General features: G+C 41.3%; 23 protein-coding genes and 1 pseudogene. 4 read left to right on the forward strand and 20 right to left on the reverse strand.

What is annotated here, in order from left to right:
* Positions 1-55 precede the first annotated feature (55 nt).
* The 9 genes from MK405_RS04130 to MK405_RS04170 form a co-directional block, all read right to left on the reverse strand.
* Positions 56-604 (reverse strand): DJ-1 family glyoxalase III, encoded by a 549-nt coding sequence (locus MK405_RS04130; protein WP_268704401.1) that lies wholly within the window; start codon positions 602-604, stop codon positions 56-58.
* Positions 605-614: 10 nt separating this feature from the next.
* Positions 615-1,838 carry an FtsW/RodA/SpoVE family cell cycle protein gene (locus MK405_RS04135; RefSeq protein ID WP_084873488.1) on the reverse strand — a complete coding sequence of 408 codons (1,224 nt, stop codon included), beginning with the start codon at positions 1,836-1,838 and terminating at the stop codon, positions 615-617.
* 5 nt (positions 1,839-1,843) lie between these two features.
* Positions 1,844-4,333: a bifunctional DnaQ family exonuclease/ATP-dependent helicase gene (locus MK405_RS04140; RefSeq protein ID WP_419153025.1), complete on the reverse strand. Its 2,490-nt coding sequence runs from the start codon at positions 4,331-4,333 to the stop codon at positions 1,844-1,846.
* A 200-nt stretch (positions 4,334-4,533) separates the two neighbouring features.
* Positions 4,534-5,385 carry an NAD(P)H-hydrate dehydratase gene (locus MK405_RS04145; RefSeq protein ID WP_084939164.1) on the reverse strand — a complete coding sequence of 284 codons (852 nt, stop codon included), beginning with the start codon at positions 5,383-5,385 and terminating at the stop codon, positions 4,534-4,536.
* Positions 5,386-5,440: 55 nt separating this feature from the next.
* Positions 5,441-6,214: an HAD hydrolase family protein gene (locus tag MK405_RS04150; protein WP_084939165.1), complete on the reverse strand. Its 774-nt coding sequence runs from the start codon at positions 6,212-6,214 to the stop codon at positions 5,441-5,443.
* 4 nt (positions 6,215-6,218) lie between these two features.
* Positions 6,219-7,076: a bifunctional methylenetetrahydrofolate dehydrogenase/methenyltetrahydrofolate cyclohydrolase gene (locus MK405_RS04155; RefSeq protein ID WP_268704403.1), complete on the reverse strand. Its 858-nt coding sequence runs from the start codon at positions 7,074-7,076 to the stop codon at positions 6,219-6,221.
* Positions 7,077-7,224: 148 nt separating this feature from the next.
* Positions 7,225-7,545, reverse strand: a complete 321-nt coding sequence (locus tag MK405_RS04160; protein WP_000168537.1) for a TfoX/Sxy family protein — start codon at positions 7,543-7,545, stop codon at positions 7,225-7,227.
* A gap of 33 nt (positions 7,546-7,578) precedes the next feature.
* Entirely contained in the window at positions 7,579-8,313 is a 735-nt protein-coding gene (locus MK405_RS04165; RefSeq protein WP_000140969.1) for an amino acid ABC transporter ATP-binding protein, read from the reverse strand.
* Positions 8,313-8,996, reverse strand: a complete 684-nt coding sequence (locus MK405_RS04170; RefSeq protein ID WP_268704404.1) for an amino acid ABC transporter permease — start codon at positions 8,994-8,996, stop codon at positions 8,313-8,315. The genes MK405_RS04165 and MK405_RS04170 overlap by 1 nt, the downstream gene beginning before the upstream one ends.
* A 191-nt stretch (positions 8,997-9,187) precedes the next feature.
* On the opposite strand from MK405_RS04170, the gene MK405_RS04175 reads away from it, so the two are divergent.
* From MK405_RS04175 to MK405_RS04190, 4 genes are all read left to right on the forward strand, one after another.
* A complete protein-coding gene (locus MK405_RS04175) occupies positions 9,188-9,418 on the forward strand; it encodes a DUF1797 family protein (RefSeq protein WP_000443577.1) in 231 nt (76 codons plus the stop codon).
* Between the two features lie 237 nt (positions 9,419-9,655).
* A complete protein-coding gene (locus MK405_RS04180; protein WP_268704405.1) occupies positions 9,656-11,917 on the forward strand; it encodes an ATP-dependent Clp protease ATP-binding subunit in 2,262 nt (753 codons plus the stop codon).
* A gap of 130 nt (positions 11,918-12,047) precedes the next feature.
* The gene (locus MK405_RS04185) at positions 12,048-12,500 is read left to right on the forward strand and encodes an NUDIX hydrolase (protein WP_268704406.1); all 453 of its coding nucleotides are present in this window, start codon (positions 12,048-12,050) and stop codon (positions 12,498-12,500) included.
* 58 nt (positions 12,501-12,558) lie between these two features.
* Positions 12,559-12,858, forward strand: a complete 300-nt coding sequence (locus MK405_RS04190) for a DUF1827 family protein (RefSeq protein ID WP_000767206.1) — start codon at positions 12,559-12,561, stop codon at positions 12,856-12,858.
* 70 nt (positions 12,859-12,928) lie between these two features.
* Here MK405_RS04190 and metK read toward each other — a convergent pair whose 3' ends face one another.
* The 11 genes and pseudogenes from metK to MK405_RS04245 form a co-directional block, all read right to left on the reverse strand.
* Entirely contained in the window at positions 12,929-14,119 is a 1,191-nt protein-coding gene (metK, locus tag MK405_RS04195) for a methionine adenosyltransferase (protein ID WP_084872749.1), read from the reverse strand.
* Positions 14,120-14,586: 467 nt separating this feature from the next.
* Positions 14,587-15,930: a DEAD/DEAH box helicase gene (locus MK405_RS04200; protein ID WP_268704407.1), complete on the reverse strand. Its 1,344-nt coding sequence runs from the start codon at positions 15,928-15,930 to the stop codon at positions 14,587-14,589.
* Positions 15,931-16,033: 103 nt separating this feature from the next.
* On the reverse strand, positions 16,034-16,849 hold the full coding sequence (locus MK405_RS04205) for an endonuclease/exonuclease/phosphatase family protein (RefSeq protein ID WP_084872745.1): 816 nt from the start codon (positions 16,847-16,849) through the stop codon (positions 16,034-16,036).
* A 51-nt stretch (positions 16,850-16,900) separates the two neighbouring features.
* Positions 16,901-19,087, reverse strand: a complete 2,187-nt coding sequence (locus MK405_RS04210) for a PTS transporter subunit IIBC (protein WP_109289778.1) — start codon at positions 19,085-19,087, stop codon at positions 16,901-16,903.
* 218 nt (positions 19,088-19,305) lie between these two features.
* Positions 19,306-20,232 carry a permease-like cell division protein FtsX gene (gene ftsX, locus MK405_RS04215; RefSeq protein ID WP_000625557.1) on the reverse strand — a complete coding sequence of 309 codons (927 nt, stop codon included), beginning with the start codon at positions 20,230-20,232 and terminating at the stop codon, positions 19,306-19,308.
* Complete coding sequence (ftsE, locus tag MK405_RS04220) at positions 20,225-20,917, reverse strand: cell division ATP-binding protein FtsE (RefSeq protein WP_000022271.1); 693 nt, start codon at positions 20,915-20,917, stop codon at positions 20,225-20,227. The genes ftsX and ftsE overlap by 8 nt, the downstream gene beginning before the upstream one ends.
* Before the next feature lie 17 nt (positions 20,918-20,934).
* Positions 20,935-22,030 (reverse strand): peptide chain release factor 2 gene (gene prfB, locus MK405_RS04225; protein ID WP_142357240.1). Its coding sequence is split into 2 segments (ribosomal slippage): positions 20,935-21,957 and positions 21,959-22,030, totalling 1,095 coding nucleotides; the frame shifts between segments, so codons are not numbered across the junction.
* A gap of 109 nt (positions 22,031-22,139) precedes the next feature.
* On the reverse strand, positions 22,140-22,796 hold the full coding sequence (locus MK405_RS04230; protein WP_033584964.1) for a CBS domain-containing protein: 657 nt from the start codon (positions 22,794-22,796) through the stop codon (positions 22,140-22,142).
* A gap of 152 nt (positions 22,797-22,948) precedes the next feature.
* Positions 22,949-24,377, reverse strand: a pseudogene (locus MK405_RS04235) (cytosine permease).
* 1 nt (position 24,378) lies between these two features.
* Positions 24,379-24,564: a hypothetical protein gene (locus tag MK405_RS04240; protein WP_000859101.1), complete on the reverse strand. Its 186-nt coding sequence runs from the start codon at positions 24,562-24,564 to the stop codon at positions 24,379-24,381.
* A gap of 1 nt (position 24,565) precedes the next feature.
* Positions 24,566-26,344: a phosphotransferase gene (locus tag MK405_RS04245; RefSeq protein ID WP_268704409.1), complete on the reverse strand. Its 1,779-nt coding sequence runs from the start codon at positions 26,342-26,344 to the stop codon at positions 24,566-24,568.
* Positions 26,345-26,661: the final 317 nt, after the last annotated feature.

Below are 26,661 nucleotides of genomic sequence, written 5' to 3' on the forward strand. Positions count from 1 at the left end.
GATGATTTCCTAGATTTTTCCAAGCAAAAACGAGAGCCGAACTCTCGTCTTACTGTTAATTTCCAAAGACATCTTGATAGAGCATGCCGACTCGTAAACTTTCTGCATCTCCTCCCAACTGCTCTACCAGCTCATAGGCAAAGGCAAGGGCAGTTGACGGTCCTCGGCTAGTTATTAGATTGCCATCCACAACTACTGTTTCCTTTCGGTAAATTCCGTCACTGATGTTTTCCTGAACACCGTCATAGCAGGTAAAGTGCTTGTCTTTCAGCACACCTGCTTGATGGAGGGCGATTGGAGCTGCACAGATAGCTGCAATTTTCTTTCCTGCTTGGTCAAAGGCTTTAATCTCAGAAATGAGGGCTGGATTATCCCGTAGGTGAGCTGAGCCTGGCATACCACCTGGAAGAACTACCAAGTCATAGTCGGACAAATCGCCATCAAAGATACGGTCGGCTTTTACCTGAATGCCATGTGATCCTGTCACCTGCTCTTCAAATCCTACCATATCGCATGAAATGTTTGCTCGACGCAAGACATCAACTACTGTCAAGGCTTCAATTTCTTCAAAACCCTGGGCTAAGATAACTGCTACTTTTGCCATAGTGGCCTCCTTATTTGATTTGTTTTAGGACGACTTTCTTTCGTTTGAATGGAACTTTTCCACTTTTCTCTTCTGCTAGATTGGTCTGGTAACTCATAGACAAGAGGAGACCGACACCGATGAGGTTACTAATAATAGCGGAGCCCCCTTGAGAAATGAAAGGTAGAGGAATCCCTGTCAAAGGAAGTAAGCCTGTCACGGCACCGATATTTTCAAAGATATGGAAGAGCAACATCATGATAAAACCAGTCGAAATGTAGGTGTAGAACTGGTTATTTGACCTGAGCGTAATCTTTAACATTCGATAGATGAGAAGTAAGTACAAGGCAACGACAAAGACCGAACCAATGAAGCCAAAGTCTTCAGCAATTACGGTAAAAATCATATCACTCTCACGTACTGGAATGAGGAGATTGGACACATTGAAACCTTGTCCAAACAAGCCACCACTTCCAATCGCAATTTGTCCCTGCGCCTGTTGGTAAGTCGTTGTTTGCGCAAAGTCAAAGGGATTGAGCCAGGCCAAAATACGGTTAATCTGGTAGGTTGGCATTCCAATCTGATGCAAGAAGGCACGTCCATCCTTGCTTATAAAGATGGCCATGAATCCTACAACCGCAGTAACTCCTGTCGCAAAAACCGGAATGATAATCTTCCACGAAACACCCGAAAGGAGAACCATACCGGAAAAAATAGCTACAAAGACCAAGGCAGTCCCCAAGTCACTTTGTAGGGCTAAGAGGATCAAGACTGGGATGGTAAAGGCAATCATCCAACCAATCAATAGGAAATCCAAAGGAATAGTCCGTCGCCATTCCTTGTGTTTTTGAGTGAATTGTACGATGACTCGAGCTAGCATCAAGATATAGGAAATCTTCATGAACTCCGATGGCTGAAAGAGTGTCGTTCCACCAATCGATACCCAGTTTTTGGCACCTGTTGACGCTACAAGATTTGGATTGTAGAAAACAAGAGGGAGGACCATCAAGGCTAGGCCTAAACCATAGAGATAAGGAGTCACCTTCCATAAAAACTCAGTATTGAAGAACATGACGACAAAGCCAATGACAAGCCCTAAAGCAATCCAGGCGATTTGCTGACCTAGAATTGGAAGTACATTATTGGGATAGTCATGGCTAACTGCTATATAAATTGCCATTACTCCAATCACCAGTAAACAAAATACAGGTAGAAGGAGGCTATAATCGACTCGAGAGTCGAAGGAACGTTTCATATTTTTCACCTATTCTCTTTCTTGGATTTTTCTTTCATTCTATTGCGACGGGATTGGAAAAAATCAGCTACAGCAGGCTCTAGCTGTTCTCTAGAAAGAACCTGAACAGCCCTTTCTTTTGACAAGGCCTGAGCGATTTGTTTGCCGTAACGCTTGCTAACGATACGGCTGTCTAAGATTAGAGCAATCGAACCTTGGTCAGTTCGTCTAACAGTACGGCCCAGAGCTTGTTTTAGCCGAATAATCGCCATCGGCAACTGATAATCATAGAAAGGATTTTTCCCTTCTTGACGCAGTTCTTGGTTTAATTTTTTGGTTAACGGTTCTTGGGGGTTTTGGAAAGGCAATCTCGGAATCACTTGAATTACACAAGGATGGGTTGAAAAATCAACCCCTTCCCAGAAACTACCTGTTCCAAGCAAGATCTGGCGTTCACCTTTTTCAAAACGTTTTTTCAGTTGGCTTGGTTCCCCATTTTTATACTGAGCTAGATGCGGTTGGTCGAGCAAGTCTGAAACTGCCAGCAACATCTCTTTTGAGGTAAACAAGACCAGTATGGGTTCTTGAAAGGCTTGTAACCTTCGGATAACAGAAGCCACTTCACTAGCATAGTCAACAGGTGAAACTTCTGTCACAAGAGGAAAATCATCGACTAGAAAGACTTCTTGTTGCTCCTGTTTTGCTACATCAAGCTTAACAAGCGGAGCATCTGGAAATCCCAATAAATCTGCTAAGGAAACCCGATTGCTGATTTCAAGAGTGGCCGATACTCCTAGGAGCCTGCAATCTTCTGGCAATAGGTCTGCTAGTATAAAGCGGCCTTTTTTGCTTGAACAAATCAAAACATCCTTGCTAGACTTCTCAGTTGCAGCAAGCCAAAATTCACGGTCCGATGTGAAAAAATTTGCAATTTCTCTATACTCTGGGAGAGCTAACTCCGAAAAATGCTGGCGCAACTGTTCAAGAGAATCCAACCACTTTCCATTCTTAAAGCCTGACTGATAGTGCTCTATCAAGTATCGACATTCAAAACCGATACTCTCAAGCAAGCGCTTCTGAACCAAATCTTCCTCTGTCTCCAAGGACTTTTCAATTTGGGTTACAAGCTCCTCAAGGCGATAAGCCTGCTGGGCTAGATTTTCAAGAGCTAGCAGCATTTTTTGAGCTTCATCCAAAATCACCAAACGGTTATCAACAAACTCTGGATTGTCTTCCAAACGAGTGACCAGATAGGCATGATTAGTCAAGAGAACACGACTGGTCTTGGCCTTTTCCTGCCCTCGTTTCCAAAAATCCTCTGTAGCAAATAAACTTTTCTTTGAAAGCTTGCCATCGTGGACTAGTTCTGGCAGAAAATGCTGGTAGCGATAAAGCTGCCCGATTTCGTCCAAGTCACCTGTCTCTGTCTCTGTTAGCCAGATGAGCAGTTGCATTTTAAAGCGTGTGAAGAGGCGATTGGACTCCGTTCGATGGAGAACTCGGTGAAAGGCATCCAATTTCAAGTAATTTTGAGGCCCCTTGAGACTATGAATTTCCAGATGGAAGACCTCTTTTAAGCTCTGACCTTCTTCTTGCATGATTTGATTTTGAAGAATTTTGGTCGGAACGCTCACTAGGATCCCTGCTTGACTCTCCAAGTTCAAAGCTGGGAGGAGATAACCATAAGTCTTGCCCAGTCCCGTTTGGGCTTGGATAAAGGAAGTTTGGTGTTCTTCCAATAATTGCTCAACCTTCTCCGCAAAATCCAGCTGCTGTGGACGTTCCTCCAGCCCCAATAAAGAAATATTTTTAGCAAAATCTTTGGATAACTTTCGTGGGACTAAGCATTTGCTTTCCTTTTTGAGGAAAAGCCCATGAAGCTCCATCAAGTCTGGCGAAGATAAGAGAGATTGTTGCTGATAGACCTCCTCAATGACCAGATAACTTTCATAGAGAAGGTTGTCTGCAAGGTTTAATAAGCTTTCTAGGAGCCCTTTTGGTAACTCAAATAGTTTTTGACGCATGTAAAGCAAGAGTTCAGCTGTTGCCTGAGCATCTGACAGGGCAGTATGGGCATGTTCCAGCTCAATGCCCAACTCTTGACAAAGGATACCTAAGTTATACTTTTCAAACTGAGGATACAAAACTTGGGCAAGCTCAACTGTATCCACCCGCGGTGTGCGCAATTCATATCCTTCAAAAAAGAGAAATTCTGCAAGAAGGTTGGCATCAAACTGTACATTGTGCGCAACAAAAATACCGTCCTTAACCAATTCAAAAATTTTTCCAGCCACCTGAGAAAACTCTGGTGCCGCAGCCAAACGCTGATCGGTCAGACCCGTTAATTCTTTGATATGAGAATCCAAGGGTTCGTGGGGATTGACATCGGTCGCATACTGATCGATGATGTCACCATTCTCAATCACCACAATGCCTACTTGAATAATTTTTGCCTTGCTTCCAGTGCTGGTCGCCTCTAAATCAACGACCACATACCGATCATTTCTCGCATTCATCATTAAAAATTATATCAAAAAAAGCATGATTTGACACCCCTCAACTTTGATAACAATCTCACTTTAATTGTGAGTTTGACTAAAAATCAAGATCTTAAAAGTGAGAATTTCACGCAAATTCAGCAGTTGGTCGCTAGTTCTGAGGTATTTGAAAACCTTATTAACAAAGCTACATCAACATAAAAAAGACAACCAAGGTATTAGCTGCCTTTTTGAGATATTTTTTTCATTGCTTTCGGAAGTAGCTTGCTAATTTCGGTTGGCAAGACAAGGTAGTTTTCTTGAGCAAGTTCTTGCGCGATAGCTGAATGAAGGTGAGTTGCTACCACTACCCTCTCATAGAGACTGACTTGATGAAACTGACCTGTAAATCCTGCAATCATCCCAGCAAGAGTATCTCCCATCCCACCAGTTGCTTGATAGGGGCCTCCAACCTGTAACCGATAATATTCAGACTGACCAGCTTGCCAGATACGAGTTGCCGGACCTTTCTCAACTAAAATCGTTCCTTTAGGAAAAGCAGAAAGAGCCCTAGCAGTCGCCTCTGTATTTTGATGGTCAAGAACTATACCAGACAGTCTTTCCCATTCCTTTTGGTGGGGAGTTAGGATGAGCTGACTAGATGGGAATGTCAAATGAGCTTTTGCTAAGATGCCCAAAGCACCGCCATCTGCAATCATAATCTGGTCTTTTCTAAGGCTGTTACAGACCCGTTTTACGAGTTCTTCTCCGAATGCATCCTCTCGCAAACCCGGACCTAACAAGATAACTTCAGCCTTTTCCAACTGTTCTTTTAACAATTGCTGGTCTTGAAGAGAAAATGCCATGGCCTCAGGTAAATGGCTGTGCAGGGCTGGGATATTCTCCTTATCCGTGCCAACAGTCACCAAACCTGCCCCACTTTTAACAGCTGCAATGGCTGACATGATGATAGCTCCCCCATAAGGATAGGTCCCTCCCAGCAAGAGCAGACGACCGTAATCTCCCTTATGACTGTGACAAGGCCGTTCAATAATGACTCTTTCTAGTAAAGTTTGATCAATCACTTTCATCGTTTTTTCCTCTCACTCCATTATACTACAAAAGGAGGGGCAAACCTCCTTCTATCTATTTTCCCTTAAATTCCGCAAAGGTCTGTAAGATTTTAGCTGCCACTGCTGGAGAAGGAGCTCCTTTTAGCTCTAACGTGTCATCTGCATATGGAGTAAGGCCGGCAAAATCTCCTATCTGGACAGAATAGAGAGACGTTTTAAATAGTTCAATATCGTTTTGGTCATTTCCAAAAGCGATGAAGTTCTCCCCACATAACTTTTCAACAGTTGTTGCCTTATGAGTATCCAAGGGATTAACATAAAGGCACTTTTCATGCGCATGATAGGAGAGATGAGCCTGTCCTAGTCTTTCTAGCTGACCAAGCAGATCATCAAGCAAATCCTCGTGGTCACCCATATAAACGACTACTTTAATCGGAGTCCCCAAGTCCTCAAGTTTCTGATGACGAGCCACCTTTAGGGGATCTACACTGGAGATAAATGGAATCTTCTCTACAATCTGACCGCTATAGTCAAAGCAATCATCTGCAAAAAAAGGGAGATTGTAGGTCTGGCAATAATCAACTAGCGCATGATAAACTCTAGCATCAAGATTCCTTTCGAAGATAGCCTTCCCCAAATGATAGGCTACGCCACCATTCAACCCTATGACTAAGCGCTGACTGAGTTCAGAACCTAATAAACCCAAACAATCCCGATAAGAGCGAGCTGAGGCAAACACAACCTCATGCCCATAATCTTCAGCCTTTAAAAGAACCTGCTGAATCTCTTCATCTATGGTCATGTAGTCAAAAGATAGTGTCCCATCCAGATCAAATACGAATTTCATCTTCCTAGTCCTTGTTTAGTGTTCGAAGCGCTGCCTGATAGGTTTGCTCCATCAGCATGGTAATCGTCATAGGACCAACTCCACCCGGTACAGGTGTGATGTGACTGGCAAGTGGTGCAACGGCATCATAGTCAACATCTCCACAAAGCTTGCCATTTTCATCTCGGTTCATCCCAACGTCAATGACAACCGCGCCAGGTTTGACAAAGTCTGGAGTCACAAACTTAGCACGACCGATTGCAACCACAAGAATATCCGCCTTTGCAGCCACCTTGGCAAGATGATGGGTGCGTGAGTGGGTCAAGGTCACAGTCGCATTCTTGGCTAAAAGAAGCTGAGCCATCGGTTTTCCAACGATATTTGAGCGACCGATAACAACCGCATTCTTACCTTCCAACTCAATCCCATATTCATGAAACATTTCCATAATTCCTGCAGGTGTCGAAGGAATCATAACTGGATGACCAGACCAGAGGCAACCCATGTTTAGGGGATGGAAACCATCCACGTCTTTTTCGGGGTCAATGGCTAATAAAACTGCCTCTTCGTCAATATGTTTTGGCAAAGGTAACTGGACCAAAATCCCATGCCAAGCTGGATCTTGATTGTATTTGGCAATCAAGTCTAACAATTCCGCTTGGGTAATGGTCTCAGGAACTCGCACTACCTCACTACGGAAGCCAGCAGCGAGAGCTGACCGTTCCTTGTTGCGAACGTAGACTTGGCTGGCAGGATTGTCCCCCACCAAAATCACCACCAAGCCTGGAACTAAACCTGTTTCTTCTTTTAGTTTGGCAGTCTTTTCAGCTAATTGTCCTTGTAACTTAGCTGCAAGAGCCTTCCCATCGATAATCCGTGCCATATCTCTTCCCTTTTCTATCAAATATCCTCTATTATATCAAAAAATACCTTGTCATTCTAACATTTCTTGACTAATAGACCTTATAGTCTGAAACTATAAGAAAAAGCCCTTATCGAGCTTTTGTACCTATTTATACCGGGTAAATCTGTCATGCTTTCTTTTTAACTTTTGGAGCCGGTAAGACTTCATACATATCCTTAATTAATCTCGTTAGAAATGACTTATCCTCAATGTCTTCTATCAAAATCATCTCCTTAGCTCCTTCATAAGGACGTTCAAGCCTAGTCTTTCCCAGTTGATCCATGACCACCTTCACAGGCTTCAGTAACAAACGATTATCATAGACTCCCCCAATAATCTTCCCACGATAATAAAGGATATACTCTCCCATCATTGGACGATAACTCATCTCCTCTAGCTCTGATAGCTGTTCGAGAATGAAATCTAAATATTCTTTACTGGAAGCCATGATGCCTACTCCATTTCTTCTAAAAATGAGGTCTTACAAAACCTTACTCAAAAATTCCTTGGTCCGTTGTTCTTTTGTTTGATCGAAAATCTCCTCTGGTGTTCCATCTTCGACAACAACTCCATCCGCCATAAAGATAACACGGTCTGCTACTTCACGCGCAAAGCCCATTTCATGAGTCACAATCACCATAGTCATCCCTGACTTAGCGAGGTCTTGCATAACAGCTAGAACTTCTCCAACCATCTCAGGATCTAGGGCTGAAGTCGGCTCATCAAAGAGCAAAACATCTGGTTCCATAGCAAGTCCACGTGCAATGGCAATCCGTTGCTGCTGACCACCTGACAAGCTCTGTGGGTAGGCCGTTGCCTTATCTGGCAAACCAACTTTTTCTAACAGTTCCTGTGCTCTTTTCTCCGCAACTTCCTTGCTTTCACCTTTGGTTTTAATTGGGGACAAAGTGATATTTTCCATCACTGTCATATTGGGAAAGAGGTTGAATTGTTGGAATACCATGCCCATCTTTTCACGCATAGCAAAAAGGTCATTTTTCTTATCTGTAATATCAACTCCTTCAAAGATAACTTTACCTTTACTTGCTTCTTCAAGGAGATTCATCGAACGAAGGAGAGTTGATTTCCCGCTCCCTGACGGACCGATAATGACCACAACTTCTCCTCGTTTAATCTCAAGGTTGATACCTTTTAAAACTTCATTTTTCCCAAAAGACTTATGTAGTTCTTCAATTCTAATCAAGGTTTCTGTCATTATTTCTTGTCTCCTTGTCCAATATGTTTTTCAAATGCTTTCAACGCCACTGTCAAAACAGAGGTCATAATCAAATAGTAAAAGGCTGCAAATAAAAGGGGAGTCAGCGGTAAATACGTTGTTGTCGCTACAGTCGTTGCACCATTCCACAACTCCATCACCCCAATTGCCGACAAGAGGGAACTATCCTTGATAATGGTGATAAATTCATTTCCCAGCGCTGGAAGAATATTTTTGATAGCTTGTGGCAAAATGACATAACGCATGGCATTTTTCGGACGAATACCAAGAGAGTAAGCGGCCTCCAACTGCCCTTTAGGAACTGCATTTATCCCTGCACGAACGGTTTCAGACACATAAGCACCACTGTTCATCGAGATAATCAGAATACCTGGAATTAAACGAGAAAGGTCTACTCCTAAAATTCCCACTTGGATAGTCGGAGCATTGATATGCATAAGAGCAAAGGCAATCATAATCTGAACCATCATTGGAGTACCACGGAAAATCCAAACATACACATTTGCAAACCAAACGATCGGTTTAAAGCGTGAACGTTGGGCAAAGGCCAGTAACACACCTATAATGGTCCCTAAGCAGACAACAAGGATGGAAATCAATACGGTAATCAGAGCACCATAGTTAAAATATGGTAAATACTTTGGTAAAAAAGAAAAATTCATATTCAATCAACTTTCTATGTATTAGATCGTATGATTATAACATGAATTGAATTAAAATGCAATCTTTTTTCCCTAATTTTAACAATTAACTTGATAGAATAGAGAAATAGAGAGAAATCACAGTTTTTTTCTAGTCAACTACCTCTTGTTTATGGTAAAATAGAAACGATAAGAAATGGAGGAGAATCAAAATGGAATCACATTTGGTTAGAATCATTAACCGCCTAGAAGCAATGACAAAAGATGGTGGAAATCTAAAACGTAATTTTGAACGTGAAGGTGTTGTTGTCGCAGAGGTTGCATACAGCCACGACGAAGAAAACGGATCACTCTTCACCCTTCGCGATGTAGAAGCTCGTGAAACTTATACCTTTGATAGCATTGATTTGATTGCAATGGAGATCTACGAACTCCTTTACTAATATAAAAACAACGGGCAGTAAGTCCCGATGAATGAGAATCCTTTTTGTCACCACAAATGGGATTTTTTCTTACCTTCAATGTCGCTGGATTCTCCATAAATCCCTCTTTTAAAAACGACCACTTCCCAATCTTTTTACTTGCTTTACACCTTAATCATGCTATAATGAGAGTATAAAACTTTGACTATTTTTGACCTTTTTCTTAGGCCAAGAATAAGAATGAAATGAGGTAGATGTATGCTCTGTCAAAACTGTAAAATTAACGACTCAACAATTCATCTGTATACCAATATCAATGGACAGCAAAAGCAAATTGATCTCTGTCAAAATTGCTATAAAATCATCAAAACAGATCCAAATAATACCCTCTTTAAAGGAATGACTGACTTAAATAATCATGACTTTGATCCTTTCGGCGACTTTTTCAATGATTTGAACAATTTCAAACCTTCTTCAAATAACGTCCCTCCAACTCAATCTGGTGGAGGATATGGAGGAAACGGTGGTTATGGACCTCAAAACCGCGGACCTGTTCAAACACCTCCTCCTAGCCAAGAAAGAGGACTCCTAGAGGAGTATGGTATCAACGTGACTGAAATAGCTCGTCGAGGAGATATTGACCCTGTTATCGGTCGAGATGAGGAGATTATCCGCGTTATCGAAATCCTCAACCGAAGAACCAAGAACAATCCTGTTCTTATCGGAGAACCTGGTGTTGGTAAAACAGCTGTTGTAGAAGGTCTAGCTCAGAAGATTGTCGATGGTGATGTTCCCCATAAACTCCAAGGCAAGCAGGTCATCCGTCTGGATGTGGTTAGCCTAGTTCAAGGAACAGGGATCCGAGGCCAATTTGAAGAACGCATGCAAAAGCTCATGGAAGAAATTCGCAAACGTGAGGATATCATCCTCTTTATCGATGAAATCCATGAAATTGTTGGTGCGGGATCTGCTGGCGATGGCAATATGGATGCAGGAAATATCCTCAAACCTGCCCTTGCCCGTGGTGAATTACAAATGGTCGGTGCCACTACTCTCAATGAATACCGTATCATTGAAAAAGATGCTGCCCTAGAGCGTCGTATGCAGCCTGTCAAGGTAGATGAACCAACTGTCGAAGAAACCATTACCATCCTTAAAGGGGTTCAAAAGAAATACGAAGACTACCATCACGTCAAGTATACTGATGCGGCTATCGAAGCTGCTGCGAATCTTTCCAATCGCTATATCCAAGACCGCTTCTTGCCAGACAAGGCTATTGACCTGTTGGATGAAGCTGGTTCAAAGATGAATCTGACGCTGAACTTTGTTGATCCTAAAGTGATTGATCAGCGTTTAATTGAAGCTGAGAATCTCAAAGCTCAGGCTACACGAGAGGAAGACTTTGAAAAGGCTGCTTATTTCCGCGATCAGATTGCCAAGTACAAGGAAATGCAGAAAAACAAGGTGACCGATCAGGATACTCCAATTATCAGCGAGAAAACCATCGAACATATCATTGAGCAGAAAACCAATATCCCTGTTGGAGAACTCAAAGAAAAAGAACAGTCTCAGCTTATCCATCTAGCAGACGACCTCAAAGCTCATGTCATTGGTCAAGATGAAGCTGTCGATAAGATTGCCAAAGCCATCCGTCGTAATCGTGTTGGACTTGGAACTCCTAACCGGCCAATCGGAAGCTTCCTCTTTGTCGGACCAACTGGTGTCGGTAAAACAGAACTTTCCAAACAACTAGCCATTGAGCTCTTTGGTTCTGCTGACAGCATGATTCGCTTTGATATGAGTGAATACATGGAAAAACACAGTGTAGCTAAATTGGTCGGAGCCCCTCCAGGTTATGTTGGTTATGATGAAGCTGGGCAGCTGACTGAAAAGGTTCGTCGCAACCCATATTCTCTCATCCTTCTCGATGAAGTTGAAAAAGCACACCCAGATGTCATGCACATGTTCCTTCAAGTCTTGGACGATGGTCGTTTGACAGATGGGCAAGGACGAACAGTTAGCTTTAAGGATGCTATCATTATCATGACTTCAAATGCGGGTACTGGTAAGGCCGAAGCCAGCGTTGGTTTTGGGGCAGCTCGTGAAGGTCGAACCAACTCTGTTCTCGGTGAACTCGGCAACTTCTTTAGCCCTGAATTTATGAACCGTTTTGATGGCATCATCGAATTTAAACCTCTCAGCAAGGACAATCTTCTCCAAATCGTCGAACTCATGCTTGCATATGTCAACAAACGCCTCTCCAGCAACAACATCCATCTCGATGTAACGGACAAAGTCAAGGAAAAGTTGGTTGACCTAGGTTATGACCCAAAAATGGGGGCGCGCCCACTCCGCCGCACCATTCAAGACCATATCGAGGATGCTATCACAGACTACTACCTTGAAAACCCAAGTGAAAAAGACCTCAAGGCAGTTATGACAAGCAATGGCAAGATTCAAATCAAATCTGCCAAAAAAACTGAGAAAACAGAAGAGATTGCTTCTGAAATAGAAGAATAATTCTATATAACATGTGCAGAAAGTCTATCATTTTCTGCACCTTTTTTACTAAAATAAATGCAAAACCTTGACAGCTTGCCCCTCGTCCATTATGATAATAATAAAGATACTAGAGAATGAGGAAAATGCAATGGCAAACCCAACTTTTGGTGATAAAAAAGAGAATGTGACCTACCAGCCCCGCTATGGTGTGTACGCAGTTATTCCGGATGCGGAGAAAAAACAAATTGTCCTAGTTCAAGCTCCCAATGGTGCTTGGTTCTTGCCAGGTGGAGAGATTGAAGCAGGCGAAGATCATCAAGAAGCACTGAAGAGAGAACTAATCGAAGAACTTGGCTTTACAGCTGAAATCGGAATCTATTATGGGCAAGCTGATGAGTATTTCTACTCTCGCCACCGCGATACCTACTACTATAATCCAGCTTATCTCTATGAAGCTATTTCTTTCCAAGAAGTACAAAAACCATTGGAAGATTTTAATCATATTGCTTGGTTTCCTATTGATGAAGCAATTGAAAAACTCAAACGTGGTAGCCATAAATGGGGAATTGAAGCTTGGAAAATCCAGCATGGAATTGGCTAAAATACACGATTTTATTCAAAAAGTGCTATAATAGAGTTAGAAAATCGGAGGAACTGTTATGAAGCTTATCAATACGACAAACTCACACTCGCAACTTGTTAAAAGCCAATTAGAAAGCACAGACGCAACTCTTGTCGAGGTCTATTCTGCTGGAAATACAGATGTAGTTTTCACACAAGCCCCGCTTCACTATGAAATCCTCATTTCCAACAAACACCGAGCTATTCGTGAACCTGAAATCGAAACCATCCAAGACTTCTTCTTGAAACGTAAAATCGATAAAGGAAGCATTGATGAAGCCAATATCAAGACGCTTTATTCAGATAAATTGATTGAGATTTCAATCCCTATGAAATAAGAAGACCAGCCAAAAGCTGGTTTTCTTTTGCAAAAAAGATTGGTAGTGCACAGCTACCAATCTTTTAATTCTATTTCACCGCTTCTTTTAAAGCATCTACCTTGTCTAATCGTTCCCATGGAAGGTCAATATCTGTACGTCCCATGTGTCCATAAGCCGCTGTTTGACGGTAAATTGGGCGTTTGAGATCCAGCATTTGAATAATTCCTGCAGGGCGAAGGTCAAAGATTTGACGCGCTGCTTTTTCAAGCTTGCTTTCAGCTACTGTTCCTGTACCAAAAGTATCGATACGAACAGAGACAGGCTGCGCCACACCGATGGCATAGGCCAATTGCACTTCTACTTTCTTAGCAAGACCTGCTGCCACGATATTCTTGGCAATGTAGCGAGCCGCATAAGAGGCTGAACGGTCCACCTTCGTCGCATCCTTACCAGAGAAGGCACCGCCACCATGACGAGAATACCCACCATAGGTATCCACGATGATCTTACGACCAGTCAAACCTGAGTCTCCTTGAGGTCCACCGATTACAAAGCGGCCAGTCGGATTGATGAAGAATTTTGTTTGCTCATCCAAGTAAGAAGCTGGAATAACTTCTTTGATAACCTTGTTAATCACATCTTGATGGATTTGTTCATTAGTAGCTTCTGGATCGTGCTGAGTTGAAATAACGACTGTGTCCACACGTACCGGACGATCATTTTCATCATACTCAACTGTAACTTGTGATTTTGCGTCTGGGCGAAGATAGCTGATTTCACCAGACTTACGAAGTTCTGCCAAGCGACGAACCAGTTTGTGGCTGAGTGAAATTGGCAATGGCATGAGTTCTTCTGTCTCATCCACTGCAAATCCAAACATGAGACCTTGGTCACCAGCACCAATCAAGTCAAGCGGATCTTGATCTGCATTTCCACGGACTTCCAAGGCTTCGTTAACACCTTGGGCGATATCCGGTGACTGCTCAACAAGCGATGGATGAACTCCAACTGTTTCCGCAGAAAAACCATATTCTGCATTCGTATAACCAATCTCTGCAATGGTATCACGAACCACACGGTTGATATCCACATAGGCATTTGTAGAAATTTCACCAAAAACATGGACAGAACCAGTGTATACAGCTGTCTCAGCAGCAACGTGCGCCTCTGGATCCTTTGCTAAAATAGCATCCAAAATCGCATCTGAAATTTGGTCTGCAATCTTATCTGGATGCCCCTCAGATACAGATTCAGACGTGAATAATTTACGTTCTGACATAAAAATGTCCCCCCTTAAAAAATATTGTTATAGAGTTACAAAGTACTGATAGGTATTTCTATCGTCTAAGAGTTACGACGCGAAAGAAATAAAACGATACTTTTTTATTTCTGAAGCTAATAAGGCGCATAGGGTGACCGCGTTATAGCGGCAACCGTAGAAGGACGAGCGACTTTGGAGCCATCATTCTTTGCGAGTTACGACGCGAAAGAAATAAAACGATACTTTTTTATTTCTGAAGCTAGTAAGGCGCACATGGCGATCGCGTTATAGCGGCAACCGTAGAAGGACAAGCGACTTTTGAGCTGTCATTCTTTGCGAGTTACAAAGTACTGATAGAAATTTCTACCATCTTATCGGGACTATATAACCTTATCATTATACCACTTTTTACTCATTTTTGCATTCTTTTCGATAATTTATAAAATGAAGTTACAAAAAGGAGCCATTCAGCTCCAATTTTGTTCTTAAAATGTTTGGCGTTTTGCTTTACGCTCTGCACGGCCACGTGCGCGATTTTCAGCACGCTTGGTTTTGCGACGTTTTTCATCCACCGCCCATTGAATCTTCTTCTTATAGCCTGGTTTGACTTTTTTCTTTTTCTTTTTGACCAAGCCAATCATTTCGATATCAAGCTTATCCTGCTTCTTTTCACGATTAGCACGACGATCACGGTCATAGGTATCTTGAAACTCTCCGTCTTTGACCATCTTAGGAGTAAACTTGATCCCTAATTTCTCCAACTCACGGATATCCGAGTCATCACTAGGCTGGTAAAGGGTAATCGCTGTACCAGGCAGTCCGTTGCGTCCAGTACGTCCAACACGGTGAACAAAGAAAGACAAGTCTTGCGGAATGGCATCATTGATAACATGGCTGACCCCTTCAATGTCAATTCCACGCGCTGCCAAGTCTGTTGCAACAATGTACTCAAAATCCAGATTTTTCACCTGATTCATGATCCGTTTGCGTTCACGAGGAGCAATATCTCCATGAATCTTTGCTACCTTCAATCCTTTGGCAGTCAAGTAGGCATGCAATTCATCAGCACGCGTTTTTGTGTTAACAAAGATCATTGCCAAATAAGGTTGCATCAACTGAGTCAGTTGGTAAATCTGAGCATTCTTATCTCGTCCCTTAGTTGAAATCAACCAGTTATCAATCGTATCTGAGATGACTGTCTTGGTCTTGATTTTCTCCATAACAGGATTTGACAAGTATTTTTTCAAGAACGGTTGCAATTTTTGAGGAATCGTCGCTGAAAAGACCATGAATTGCAAGTCTTTTGGAAGGCTCCCTGCAATCTTATCAACGGTTTCCAAGAATCCCATATCCAAGGTCATATCGGCTTCATCAACTACAAAGGTCTTGGCCTTGTGAATAGCTAAATCACCAGATTTGACCAAGTCATAGATGCGACCGGGCGTTCCAATAACGATATGTGGTTGATTGCTGGCAAGTTTTTCAATCTGACGCGCCTTATCCGTACCACCTACATAATTAACCACACGAACTTCTACTTCTGAGTGGGCTGCGATTTGACGGGCTGCTTGGTAGATCTGAGTAGCCAACTCACGACTTGGTGCAGTAATCACCGCTTGCACACTATCGCTAGTTTCATCTAATTGTTGGAAAATTGGTAATAAGAAAGTATGAGTCTTTCCTGAACCTGTTTTTGACTCGCCCACCAAGTCACGACCCGCCAAGACAATAGGAATCAACTTTTCCTGAACTTCGGTAGGAGTCGTAAACTTCAACTCCTCCAATGCCTTTTCTATATAGTTTTTAAACTGAAATTTTGTAAATGACATATTATCCTCGATTCTATTCATCTAACCATTATACCATATTTTGAACATTTTCAGTAGTCCAGTTCGAGAAGCAAAAAATGAAAGGAATTACTTCCTTTCATTTTTATTTCCAGTTTAAAATAGCATTCAAACCATAGTGGTCACTGACTTGTGGACCATTTTGGCCATCAAAAACTACATGCAAACTCTCTACTTCTAACTCTTTTGTCGTAAAGACATAGTCGATTCGTAGTGGTTCAGTATTGCCTTTCCAACCATCAATTTCTGGTGGAACGGTATAGCTACCACTTCTTTCTTTCGCAACTTCAAACGCGTCTTGTAATCCTAATGGGCTAGCTAAAATCGCTTGATAGCCTTCCTGACCAGCTGGATTATTAAAATCACCCGCTAAAATCAGAGGTTTGTTCAACTCTTTTAGTACAGCCTCAAATCGTGCCCATTCTTCTTGGAAACCTTTATCCCACCAAGAGAGATGGACACTTGCAAGAGCAAGCTCCTTACCTTCAACTTCTGTCTCCGCCAAGGCAACACGGCGAGTATGGTAGTCCGTTGGATCATCTACATCTGACACTAAAATTTCACGCGCCTTAATCGGTGTTTTGGATAAGATGGCTACACCTTCATGGTAGCGGTCATAACCGATATGGTTATAGGCCCAGGTCCAATAGTAGTTTTTCCCTTTCTCAGCCAATTTTTCAACCAGAAGTCGGACATAGTGATCCTGATGAATGGGTTCTGCTGATGGCAAAGCTTGATAGTGATTGTTAACCTCTACCTCAGGCGAAGTCATTTCTTGATTAATTTCTTGAAAACAGATCAAATCATAATCTTTGTCAAGAATATCTTGGAGCAAGAGCTGGAATTTTTCCTCTGCTTCTTTTTCCATCCAACTATGAGTATTGAGTGTTAAAAATTTCATGCTTTTCTCCTAAAACAAGAGGTTGGAAAACAGCTTCCAACCTCGAGTATATTACAATTCTACTTTAGCAACTGCTGTTTTAGCTGCAAGAGAACCTGTTTGTTCTAATTTAACTGATTTGATAGCATCACCATTTGTAAAGACAACCACTGTTGATGTTTCACGACCTGCTGCTCGGATAGCATCCAAGTCAGCTGTCACAAGAAGATCACCTGCTGCAACCTTTTGTCCTTCAGAAACGTGAACAGTAAATGGTTTTCCTTCAAGACTTACAGTATCCAAACCAATATGAACAAGTACTTCAAGACCTGATTCAGTAACAAGTCCAAGTGCATGTTTTGTTGGGAAGATACTTGATACAGTACCTGAAACTGGAGATACAATGTTTCCATTTGCTGGTTCTACTGCAAAACCATCACCCATCATTTTTTGAGCAAAGACTGGATCTTTCACTTGTTCCAAGGCAATAACTTGACCGTCAGCTACTGAGTAAACTTCCTCAGTTACACCTTTAAAATGTACAGTATTTTTTTGAGCTTCTGTCATTTGACTTGGAAGAGTTTCAGGAATTACTTCACCTGAGTCAAGGATATCTTGGATATCAGATTTCAATACGTCAGCTTTTGGTCCGTAGATAGCTTGGACACCTTGTCCTTTCATGACAAGACCCATAGCGCCTTCTGCTTTCCATTGTTCCTCAGTACCAACACGATCTGCATCCTTAACAGTTACACGAAGACGAGTCATACATGCATCTACATCTACGATGTTTGCACGACCACCAAGAAGGTTAATGATATTTACAGCTTGAGAAGCTGCTGCAACTTTTGTTTCTCCTGGAGCTGCATCTTCTGATGCTCCTTCAGCAGTTTCATAGTTTCCGTTACGTCCTGGAGTGGCATAGTTGAATTTTTGAATCATGAAGTTGGCAATGAAGTACATGATGACTGCAAAGAGGACAGTTACCCAGATAAAGTTAATGACATCCATACCAAGACCAGCATTGATAGCTAGTGGAGTACGAGTCAAGAATTCGATTGAACCGAATGAGTGCACACGAAGGTGAACAATATCAGCCATAGCAAAGGCAGCACCTTGAACTACTGAATAAACAAGGTAAAGAGGTGTTGCGATGAACATAAACATATACTCGATAGGTTCAGTAACACCTGTCAAGAATGTTGCAAGGGCTGTCGCAATCATCATACCCTTGTATTGGTGTTTCTTATCAGCATCAACATTACGGTAGATAGCAACGATGACACCCATCAAGATACCAAATGAACCAATCATTTGTCCAACTTTGAAACGAGCTGGGTGAACAGTATCTAACAAGTGTTGGTATTGACTAGCATCAGTACCTTTAAGGTTTACAAGGTCTGTTACCCATGCAAGCCATAGTGGGTCTTGACCGAATACTTGAGTACCTTTAGCTGCACCAGTTAAAATGTCATAAGTACCACCAAGAGCTGTATAGTTCATTGGGATAGTCAACATGTGGTGAAGACCAAATGGCAAGAGCAAACGTTCCAAAGTACCATACAAGAATGGTGCAAGAACAGGTGCTGTTTCTTGTGAATTGGCAATCCAGATACCAAAGTTGTTGATACCTGTTTGAACAACTGGCCAGAAAGCTGCAAGTACAATTGCTGCAATAGCTGAACGAAGGATGACAACGAATGGTACGAAGCGTTTCCCATTGAAGAATGAAAGCGCATCAGGAAGTTTACGGTAGTTGTAGTATTTGTTAAAGGCAGTTGCCCCTACAAAACCAGAGATAATCCCTACAAAAACACCCATGTTCAATGCTGGTGCTTCAAGAACACTGATGAAGTAATCAGAAACTTTGATTGAGCCTCCAAAGAGAGTAGTGACCATAGCCTCAGGGTTTTTCAGCATATCACTTGTAACTCCAAAGATAGTACCAGTGATACGGTTGATTAAGATAAAGGCAAGTCCTGCTGCAAAAGCACCGCCTGCACGTTCTTTAGCCCAGCTACCACCGATAGCAAGAGCAAACAAAATATGAAGGTTACCGATAACTCCCCAACCGATTTGCTCAAGAATTCCACCTGTAATAACAAGTGGGGCAAGATTTGGGTCAATCAATGCAAGCGACTTACCGATTGAAATCATCAATCCAGCAGCCGGCATAACCGCGATAACCACCATCAATGCCTTACCGAATTTTTGCCAAAATTCGAAAGACAAGACATTTTTGAATGTATCTTTCATCATTCAAATCTCCTTTATATTTTTTTAGGCAAACGTTTTACGAAAACGTTTGCACTTATTTATAATTCAATTATACCACTTTATTTTTTTTTGTAAAGGCTTTTATAAAAAATTGTCTACTTTTTTTAATTTTTAGAAGAAAAAAGAGAAGTTTACGAAAACTTCTCTTTTAAAAATGTATCATTTTTCTGATTTGTTCTGCAATTTGCATTTATATCCAATTAGATTTTCAAGAATCGACGCATCGAAATTCCTGAACCAATTGAACCAATGAAAATTCCGATTACAAATAGTAGAACTGTCATCAAAGGGACAAACACATCTGGCGTAATCATTGATAAGTTTTGACCTACCAAGGATTTATTGACTGATTGATAAACGATATTGTAAACAAAGAATACAAGAACTGAAGGAATCGCTGCGCCAAGCAAGCCGATAAAAGCACCTTCTAGCAAGAATGGGCCACGGATATAACCATTTCTCGCTCCAACAAGACGCATGATCTGAATCTCACGACTACGTGAAATAATGGTAATACGGATGGTATTGGAAATGAGGAAGACTGCAATAAAAATCAAGAGCCCTGCAATAACCAATCCCCAAACACGGATAAAGGAAGCTAGTTCAAAAAGCCGTTGAGTGTTGGCTCCACCATCTTGAACCTCTGATACTCCCTCAATTTTCTTCGCTTCTTCAGCTACTGTTTTAACATCACTTGGAGAATTTGTATCGACGATATAGGCATCATAGAGAGGATTTGCATCCCCTTCAAAGACCTTCCAATCGTCACCCATTGTTTCCGTCAGTTTCTCGTATTGTTCTTCTTTACTTGAGAAGGTAACACTTTTTACAGCAGGCATCGCCTTCAAAGCATCATAGACCTTGTGGTAGTCATTATTGGTAACTGTCTGACCTTCTTTTTCAATCGTTTCACTGTTATCTGCTACATCCTTACGAATGTAGACCATAACACGAACGTTGTTTTCAATATCGGTAGCCAGTTTTGCTGTATTAAAAATTACAGATGCAAACAGGGCAACGAGTGTTAAGGTAATCATAACCGAACTCACTGCTGCTACTGTCATCCAGCCATTTCGTTTTAAACTTTTTAATGATTCAAATAAATGGCGAAAAAATCTACTAATCATCGTATCCATATTCTCCTTTAGCTTCGTCACGAACGACACGGCCGTTTTCAATGGCAATGACACGGTGGCGCAAGGTATTTACGATTTGGCTGTTGTGGGTCGCCATCAAAACAGTTGTACCTTGAAGATTGATGCGTTCCAACAGATTCATAATTTCCCACGAATTATCTGGGTCCAAGTTTCCTGTTGGTTCATCAGCAATCAATACTTTAGGATTGTTGACAATCGCACGGGCAATCGCAATCCGTTGCTGTTCTCCACCTGAGAGTTCATTCGGGAAAGAACGAACCTTGTGTTTTAAACCTACTAGGTCCAATACTTCCATAACACGTTTTTTGATGTTACGGCGATTCTCTCCGATAACTTCCATTGCGTAGGCAATATTCTCATAAACCGTTTTCTTAGGCAAGAGTTTGTAATCTTGAAAGACAACCCCGACACTACGACGTAGAAGCGGGATATCTTTCTTCTTGATTTTAACTAGATTAAAGCCTGCAACTGATAGGCTTCCTTTTTCGATCTTTACTTCTCGGTATAAAGCTCGAATAAAGGTTGACTTACCTGCCCCAGAAGGTCCTACGATATAGGCAAACTCTCCTGGTTCAATGGTGACAGAGACACCACGCAGGGCAGTCGTTCCATTGTCATACTTTTTGACAACATCTCTCATTTCAATGATTGACATATGAGTTCCTTTCTTTCTTAGCTAATTCGCCACTTGAGGTAGGCATCGATGAAACCATCAAGGTCTCCATCCATGACCTTATCTACTTGGGAAACTTCAAAGCTTGTACGGTGATCTTTTACCATAGTATAAGGTGTGAAGACATAAGAACGAATCTGACTTCCCCATGTAATTTCTTTTTTCTCACCTTTGAGGGAATCAACTTCCGCAGCTTTCTTTTCTTGCTCCATCTGATAGAGTTTAGCCTGCAACATCTTCATGGCACGATCTCTATTTCCATACTGGGTACGATCGACCGTTGATTGGACGACAGTTCCTGTAGGAATGTGTGTCAAACGCACACCTGTTGAAACTTTATTGACGTTTTGTCCACCAGCACCACCTGAACGGAAGGTATCCATTTTGATATCATCTTCACGAATCTCCACTTCGATAGTATCATCCAGTTCAGGCATAACCTCTACGGATGTAAATGAAGTATGGCGACGTTTGGCAGAGTCAAATGGCGAGATACGGACCAAACGGTGAACACCCATTTCTGATTTAAGTAGGCCATAAGCATTGGGACCTTCAAAAGACAAGGTCACAGATTTGATACCCGCTTCATCACCAGCCTGGTAATCCAAGACTTCTACTTTAAAGCCTTTGGCATTTCCATAACGAGTGTACATCCTGAGCAACATATCGCCCCAGTCCTGAGCCTCAGTACCACCAGATCCTGGATGAATTTCCAAGATAGCATTATTATGGTCATAAGGTTCTGACAAGAGAAGAGTCATCTCGTAGCTGGTCATCATCTTATCCAGTTCTGTCAACTGTTCGACCAGTTCATCATGGACTGACTCGTCTTCTGCTAAAAAGTCTAGTAAAATCTCAACTTCATCCTGCAACTCCTCCATTTTACGGAAGGTGTTGTAGGTGTTTTTTAATTCATTTAATTCTTGCGACGTTTTTTGGGCCGCTATATTATCGTTCCAAAAATCAGGTTCTGTCATCTTGTTTTCCAAGATGGCAATCTCCTCCTCTAAGCCTTCGAGGTCAAAGAGACCCCCTGAAAGAAGCTAATTTTTCACGATTTGCGTCAATTTTTTGACGAATTTCTGAAATGTCCATAGATACTCCTTTTCATATCGTTTTATTATACCATAATCTCTCATTTCTTTCCATATTTTGCTTTTCACCGCTTTTTGTGGCAGAAAAAAGAGGCCCTAAAGCCTCTGGTTTAAAGGATTTTGGCAGAGGTCTGAGTAATCTCCTCCACTTGAATTCCTTCTTTTTCAAACTTATCCTTTAATGAAGTCAAATCGATTTTTCCATCAATTTGAACTTCGATGACGACCTTCCCATCCTTACGTGGAATGTTAACTGTGTGCGAGATATTTAGATTTTCTTCTACGATTAGAGCTACAATTTTCCCCAGTACACCGACTTCATTTTCTGTAATAAAACGAACACGAATCCCCTCTTCTCCGTATCCAGCGATTTCCAAGAAAGCCTGAAAAACATCGCGATCTGTAATGACGCCGTAGACCTGATGATTGTCTACGACTGGTAATATCCCAATTTTATTTTTCAGCATCAGATAGGTCGCATCTTCTAGGCTAGCATATCCAGAAACAGTCACGACATCTCGAATCATTACATCTTTTACTTTGGTTTTATTCAGAAGATAATTCATCTCATAGATAGAGAGACTGGTTGCTTTAGATGGGCTGGCTTCCGCAATGGTTCCTTCTGTTACCAATCCGACTAATTGATCGTTTTCGATAACAGGTAAACGGTGCAAACCTTGCTCGCGCATCAAATCTGCTGCGTGTGCTACAGTCGTATCTGGACTGATATAAACTACCTTACGGGTCATGAAATCTTTAACTGCCATGAGACTTCTCCTTCTATATTGCTACTTTTATTATACACTTTCTTAGAAAATCTATCAAACGCTTTCATCTCTTTTTCAAGATTTTGAATAATCTGAGAAGTTTGCATAAAATGCCAGTGTAAGTTAAAAGGGAACCGAAGTCCCCTCTCTTCTTAAATCGTAATAGTGTCTCGATCTTTTATCATATAACGTTTCAGTGGGCTAAGACTAGCTAACCAGTATAGTAAGACCGCCAAATAGCGCAGTAAAGCCACTGCCCGTTGTGATTAAAAAGATTGGACTTTGAATCTGTGCAGTTACAGGGTTGTAAACAAATAGTACCGCTACCAATAAAGAGATAAATACGCAAGACAAGCCAACTAAGTTAAATCCTTTAGTAAATTCGTATGCGTCATGCCCTTCAAGGAAATAGGCTGAACGCAAGTCGAGTTTTCGTTTTCTTAAGATAAAATAGTCGACAACAATCATACCAATAATTGGCCCCTGAATATAGGCTGCTAGGGAGATGAAGGATCCGAAATACTCTTCTACTCCTCCCCAGATAGTGAGTAGACTCACGTAAACCATGGCAATCCAAACCATTAGTTTATAGCTTACTTTGGGCATCCCACTTTTGACAATCATACAGTTCACATACGATCCAGTCCCCTGGGTTCCAATATTGGCAAAGGCTACTAGTAGTAGACTTAAGAGAGCAAAGGCTGGGGTGCTTAGAGTTGATAGCATGGTTGTTGGATCACTTTCATAAACACCTGTTTTGACAAACATGGCTAGAGCCATGACTCCACCTGTCGCAACGAAGAATGGAGCCACAACTCCGTATGATAAGGCTGTAGCCCAATAACCACTGCGTTCTGATTTTGCCAAACGTGGTAAAACCAATGCCTGTGTAGACCAAGAGAAAGCAAATGCAACATTTCCTTCTCCAGAGAGCATGAAGCGTTCTAATGGCGTCAAATCTCCTTGAGTGGCTGGTTGGATATTCATAATATCCGTTATAGGAACAGCGACAAAGCAGATTCCAACGATGATCAGACCGACAATCAATAAGGCGATAACCAAGAAGCGATTGGTCCATTTAATCACTTCTGGACCTCCAAGAGCAATGAGAGTCCCAAGAAGAACACAGAGGGTACCAAGAATAGGCGCCCATACTCCCTTGTCCAAACCAAGACCAAAATTATTTGCTAAATGAATCATGGAACTGGCAAAAAGATTGGCCGCAACAGCATACCATCCAAAGTTAGCCAAGCTAATAATGGTTGATAACAGGGCTACACCTCTTTTTCCTAGAACAGCTCTCAACCAAATCCACAAATCAATCCCATATTTAACCGCAAACAGAATTGGGAGACACTCAATAAAGACCCAAATAATATTAAAACTAAAAATATTAATCAACATTTGATTAAAGGTCAAATATTGAGCCACATAAGCTCCTTGGGTATAGCACCAAGTTGCAATGGCAAAACCACTTGTTGATAGAAAGAGATCCCAGAAAGAATATTGACGATCCTTATTGGTCATGGGAACAATTCCGGTTATGGTTTCTTGTTGGATATAGTCATTCATTTTAGACATGTTATTGAATTCCTCCCGTCATTGCTAAGATAATCAAAACAAGGTTGATTAGGACTATGGAGATGATTAAAATGAAATCACTTTTTAGGAAGGGTTGAACAAACTCGTAGTTTGGTGACTCCATTTCTTCCAATCTTCTCTTTGTTTCAGCTGCTACTAATTCTTCAATTTCGGATGTCGTTTTCATCTTAGTTTTCCTCCAAATACAAGTCAAGTGCCAGTTGTCCATATTGTTTGGTATAGCGATACCAGATGTAGAGAAACTCACCGACTGGTTTTCCGACACTCTCCTGGAACAACGCCCACAAGAACCAATAATATGAGGTCACTGCTACATAAGCCAAGTAGTGACGTTTGGTTTTCTTATCTGGAACTCCTTGTAGATACAATTCCAGTACTTTTTCAGCATCTGCTACAGTATAATTGGAACACGCGATAAAGGTTCCCAAATCTCCTGCTGGCTCTCCCATTCCAGAATATTCCCAATCAATCAAGCTCATTTCGCCTGCTTCATTTAACAAAAAATTAGGACTATAGGAATCTCCATGACAAAGGGCAACCTGTTTCGGATCATTCTGTAAATAATTTTTGAGAAGTGAGACAGTTTCATCCAGTTCCTCGAGGCCATCAAATTCAAATCGATTTCTAGCCTTCAATTTTTCTATAAAATCAATAATTCCCTCAAATTGGTCAAAGGAATGTTCCGTTTTTTCTCCAGATTGGTGTAACCGTCTCAAGAGGTCCATTGCTTGTGCTACATCATCCCAATTATCATAATCCAGTTGCTTAGCATTGGGAATAAATTCTGAAATTTTCCAGCCCTCATCCTTGTTCATGGCTACGAAGGTACGGTCAATCTTTAATTTTGCAGCAATTTCCATAGAAGCTGCTTCACTAGCTCGGTCGATATAATTTTCCGTTCCCCTACCCGGATGACGGTAAACATATCTTTTTCCTAGACAGTCAAATGAAAATGATGTGTTGGTTAACCCATCTTTTAGAGGTTTGATATTGACAATATCTGAAGCCACACACTTTAATGTCTTACAGATATTATCAATAATGGCCGAATCTGCATTTACCAAATAACGTTCATCAAATTGACGGAGTTCATCTAGTGAATCAAATTCTTTAACAATATCCGCTGAATAGTGGCGGGCTTCTAAAAGGAGTTCTTTAACATGGCGACTATAGTAATCCTCCCAAAGCTGTTCACGATAAGGTTCGTGTTTAAACTCGGTTTCTAAAATTTCCTTGAATTTCTCGCTAAATGCACGGTCAAAATAAACGTGCCCCACCATAGCCCAAGTATTTTCTCCACCAATCTGGATATCAACGATGGTGTGATTCGAATCCTCTATAGCACAATATTCGTCCGTTTGACCTTCTGCAAAAATCGTCGAGTAGTAACCTCTATAAATATATTGCTCAAACGGATTTTCCACAAAATAATTATCTGATGAACAAATATAAGTGTTGGAAAGTTGATTTTTAACCAACATAAGAGACGAACAGTTATTGTATTTGTAGTAATCATTATTTACTACAATTTTTACACCAAACTTCTCAGCAAGATAGAACATTTTTTCTTGAAGATAGCCTACGATAACAGTTATATCTTCTATTCCTGCTTCTTGCAGCTGTCTGATTTCCCTCTCTATCAAGCGTTCACCCTTAACTTGAAGCAATCCTTTAGGAATTTCATAAGACAAAGGAGCAAAACGACTACTCATGCCAGCAGCCATTATAATGGCATTTTTTACTCGATAGGGTTCTAAAACTTTCTGACCTAGTTCTGTTGAGTGAAGCTCCTCATCAAGCCACTTCTCTTCTTTCAGTTTTTTCAATAATGTGTTGATTGTTCCTAAAGATAGGTCTAACTCTTTAGCTAACTGTCGCTGAGTAAAGGTCTTTTCTTTATGTATCAACATAAACTGCAAAAGTTTAAATTGTTTTTCTGTCACCATTTCTTAGTCCTCCTGTTCAATTTCCACTTACCCATATTATAATATGAACAAAAATGACTGCCAATTCAAACACGAAATCATCTAGTTAAAATTAAGGCACCATTTCATCTATTTCCAAAATCAAACTATAAACGAAAAAGCTCCTAAGTTGGAGCTCCAGAACATTTTATCATCTGATGATTAGGAAAGTAAGCCCCTGTTATAGGATGATTGTTTGGCCATCTTCATATAACGATTGAAATGTCCCCCGGTCTATAGAGGGATTGCGTGCGCAATCTCTATCTGCCAACTAAAAAGGTCCCCCGGACTAAAGGAGA

Origin of the sequence: Streptococcus oralis (assembly GCF_026782345.1) — a bacterium.
In the GTDB taxonomy this organism is placed as follows: Bacteria; Bacillota; Bacilli; order Lactobacillales; family Streptococcaceae; genus Streptococcus; species Streptococcus oralis_CK.

Coding starts and splice junctions, on each gene's coding strand:
- MK405_RS04130 (WP_268704401.1), bottom strand. CDS start 604: ATGGCAAAAGTAGCAGTTATCTTAGCCCAGGGTTTTGAAGAAATTGAA.
- MK405_RS04135 (WP_084873488.1), bottom strand. CDS start 1,838: ATGAAACGTTCCTTCGACTCTCGAGTCGATTATAGCCTCCTTCTACCT.
- MK405_RS04140 (WP_419153025.1), bottom strand. CDS start 4,333: ATGAATGCGAGAAATGATCGGTATGTGGTCGTTGATTTAGAGGCGACC.
- MK405_RS04145 (WP_084939164.1), bottom strand. CDS start 5,385: ATGAAAGTGATTGATCAAACTTTACTAGAAAGAGTCATTATTGAACGG.
- MK405_RS04150 (WP_084939165.1), bottom strand. CDS start 6,214: ATGAAATTCGTATTTGATCTGGATGGGACACTATCTTTTGACTACATG.
- MK405_RS04155 (WP_268704403.1), bottom strand. CDS start 7,076: ATGGCACGGATTATCGATGGGAAGGCTCTTGCAGCTAAGTTACAAGGA.
- MK405_RS04160 (WP_000168537.1), bottom strand. CDS start 7,545: ATGGCTTCCAGTAAAGAATATTTAGATTTCATTCTCGAACAGCTATCA.
- MK405_RS04165 (WP_000140969.1), bottom strand. CDS start 8,313: ATGACAGAAACCTTGATTAGAATTGAAGAACTACATAAGTCTTTTGGG.
- MK405_RS04170 (WP_268704404.1), bottom strand. CDS start 8,996: ATGAATTTTTCTTTTTTACCAAAGTATTTACCATATTTTAACTATGGT.
- MK405_RS04175 (WP_000443577.1), top strand. CDS start 9,188: ATGGAATCACATTTGGTTAGAATCATTAACCGCCTAGAAGCAATGACA.
- MK405_RS04180 (WP_268704405.1), top strand. CDS start 9,656: ATGCTCTGTCAAAACTGTAAAATTAACGACTCAACAATTCATCTGTAT.
- MK405_RS04185 (WP_268704406.1), top strand. CDS start 12,048: ATGGCAAACCCAACTTTTGGTGATAAAAAAGAGAATGTGACCTACCAG.
- MK405_RS04190 (WP_000767206.1), top strand. CDS start 12,559: ATGAAGCTTATCAATACGACAAACTCACACTCGCAACTTGTTAAAAGC.
- metK (WP_084872749.1), bottom strand. CDS start 14,119: ATGTCAGAACGTAAATTATTCACGTCTGAATCTGTATCTGAGGGGCAT.
- MK405_RS04200 (WP_268704407.1), bottom strand. CDS start 15,930: ATGTCATTTACAAAATTTCAGTTTAAAAACTATATAGAAAAGGCATTG.
- MK405_RS04205 (WP_084872745.1), bottom strand. CDS start 16,849: ATGAAATTTTTAACACTCAATACTCATAGTTGGATGGAAAAAGAAGCA.
- MK405_RS04210 (WP_109289778.1), bottom strand. CDS start 19,087: ATGATGAAAGATACATTCAAAAATGTCTTGTCTTTCGAATTTTGGCAA.
- ftsX (WP_000625557.1), bottom strand. CDS start 20,232: ATGATTAGTAGATTTTTTCGCCATTTATTTGAATCATTAAAAAGTTTA.
- ftsE (WP_000022271.1), bottom strand. CDS start 20,917: ATGTCAATCATTGAAATGAGAGATGTTGTCAAAAAGTATGACAATGGA.
- MK405_RS04230 (WP_033584964.1), bottom strand. CDS start 22,796: ATGGCAGTTAAAGATTTCATGACCCGTAAGGTAGTTTATATCAGTCCA.
- MK405_RS04240 (WP_000859101.1), bottom strand. CDS start 24,564: ATGAAAACGACATCCGAAATTGAAGAATTAGTAGCAGCTGAAACAAAG.
- MK405_RS04245 (WP_268704409.1), bottom strand. CDS start 26,344: ATGGTGACAGAAAAACAATTTAAACTTTTGCAGTTTATGTTGATACAT.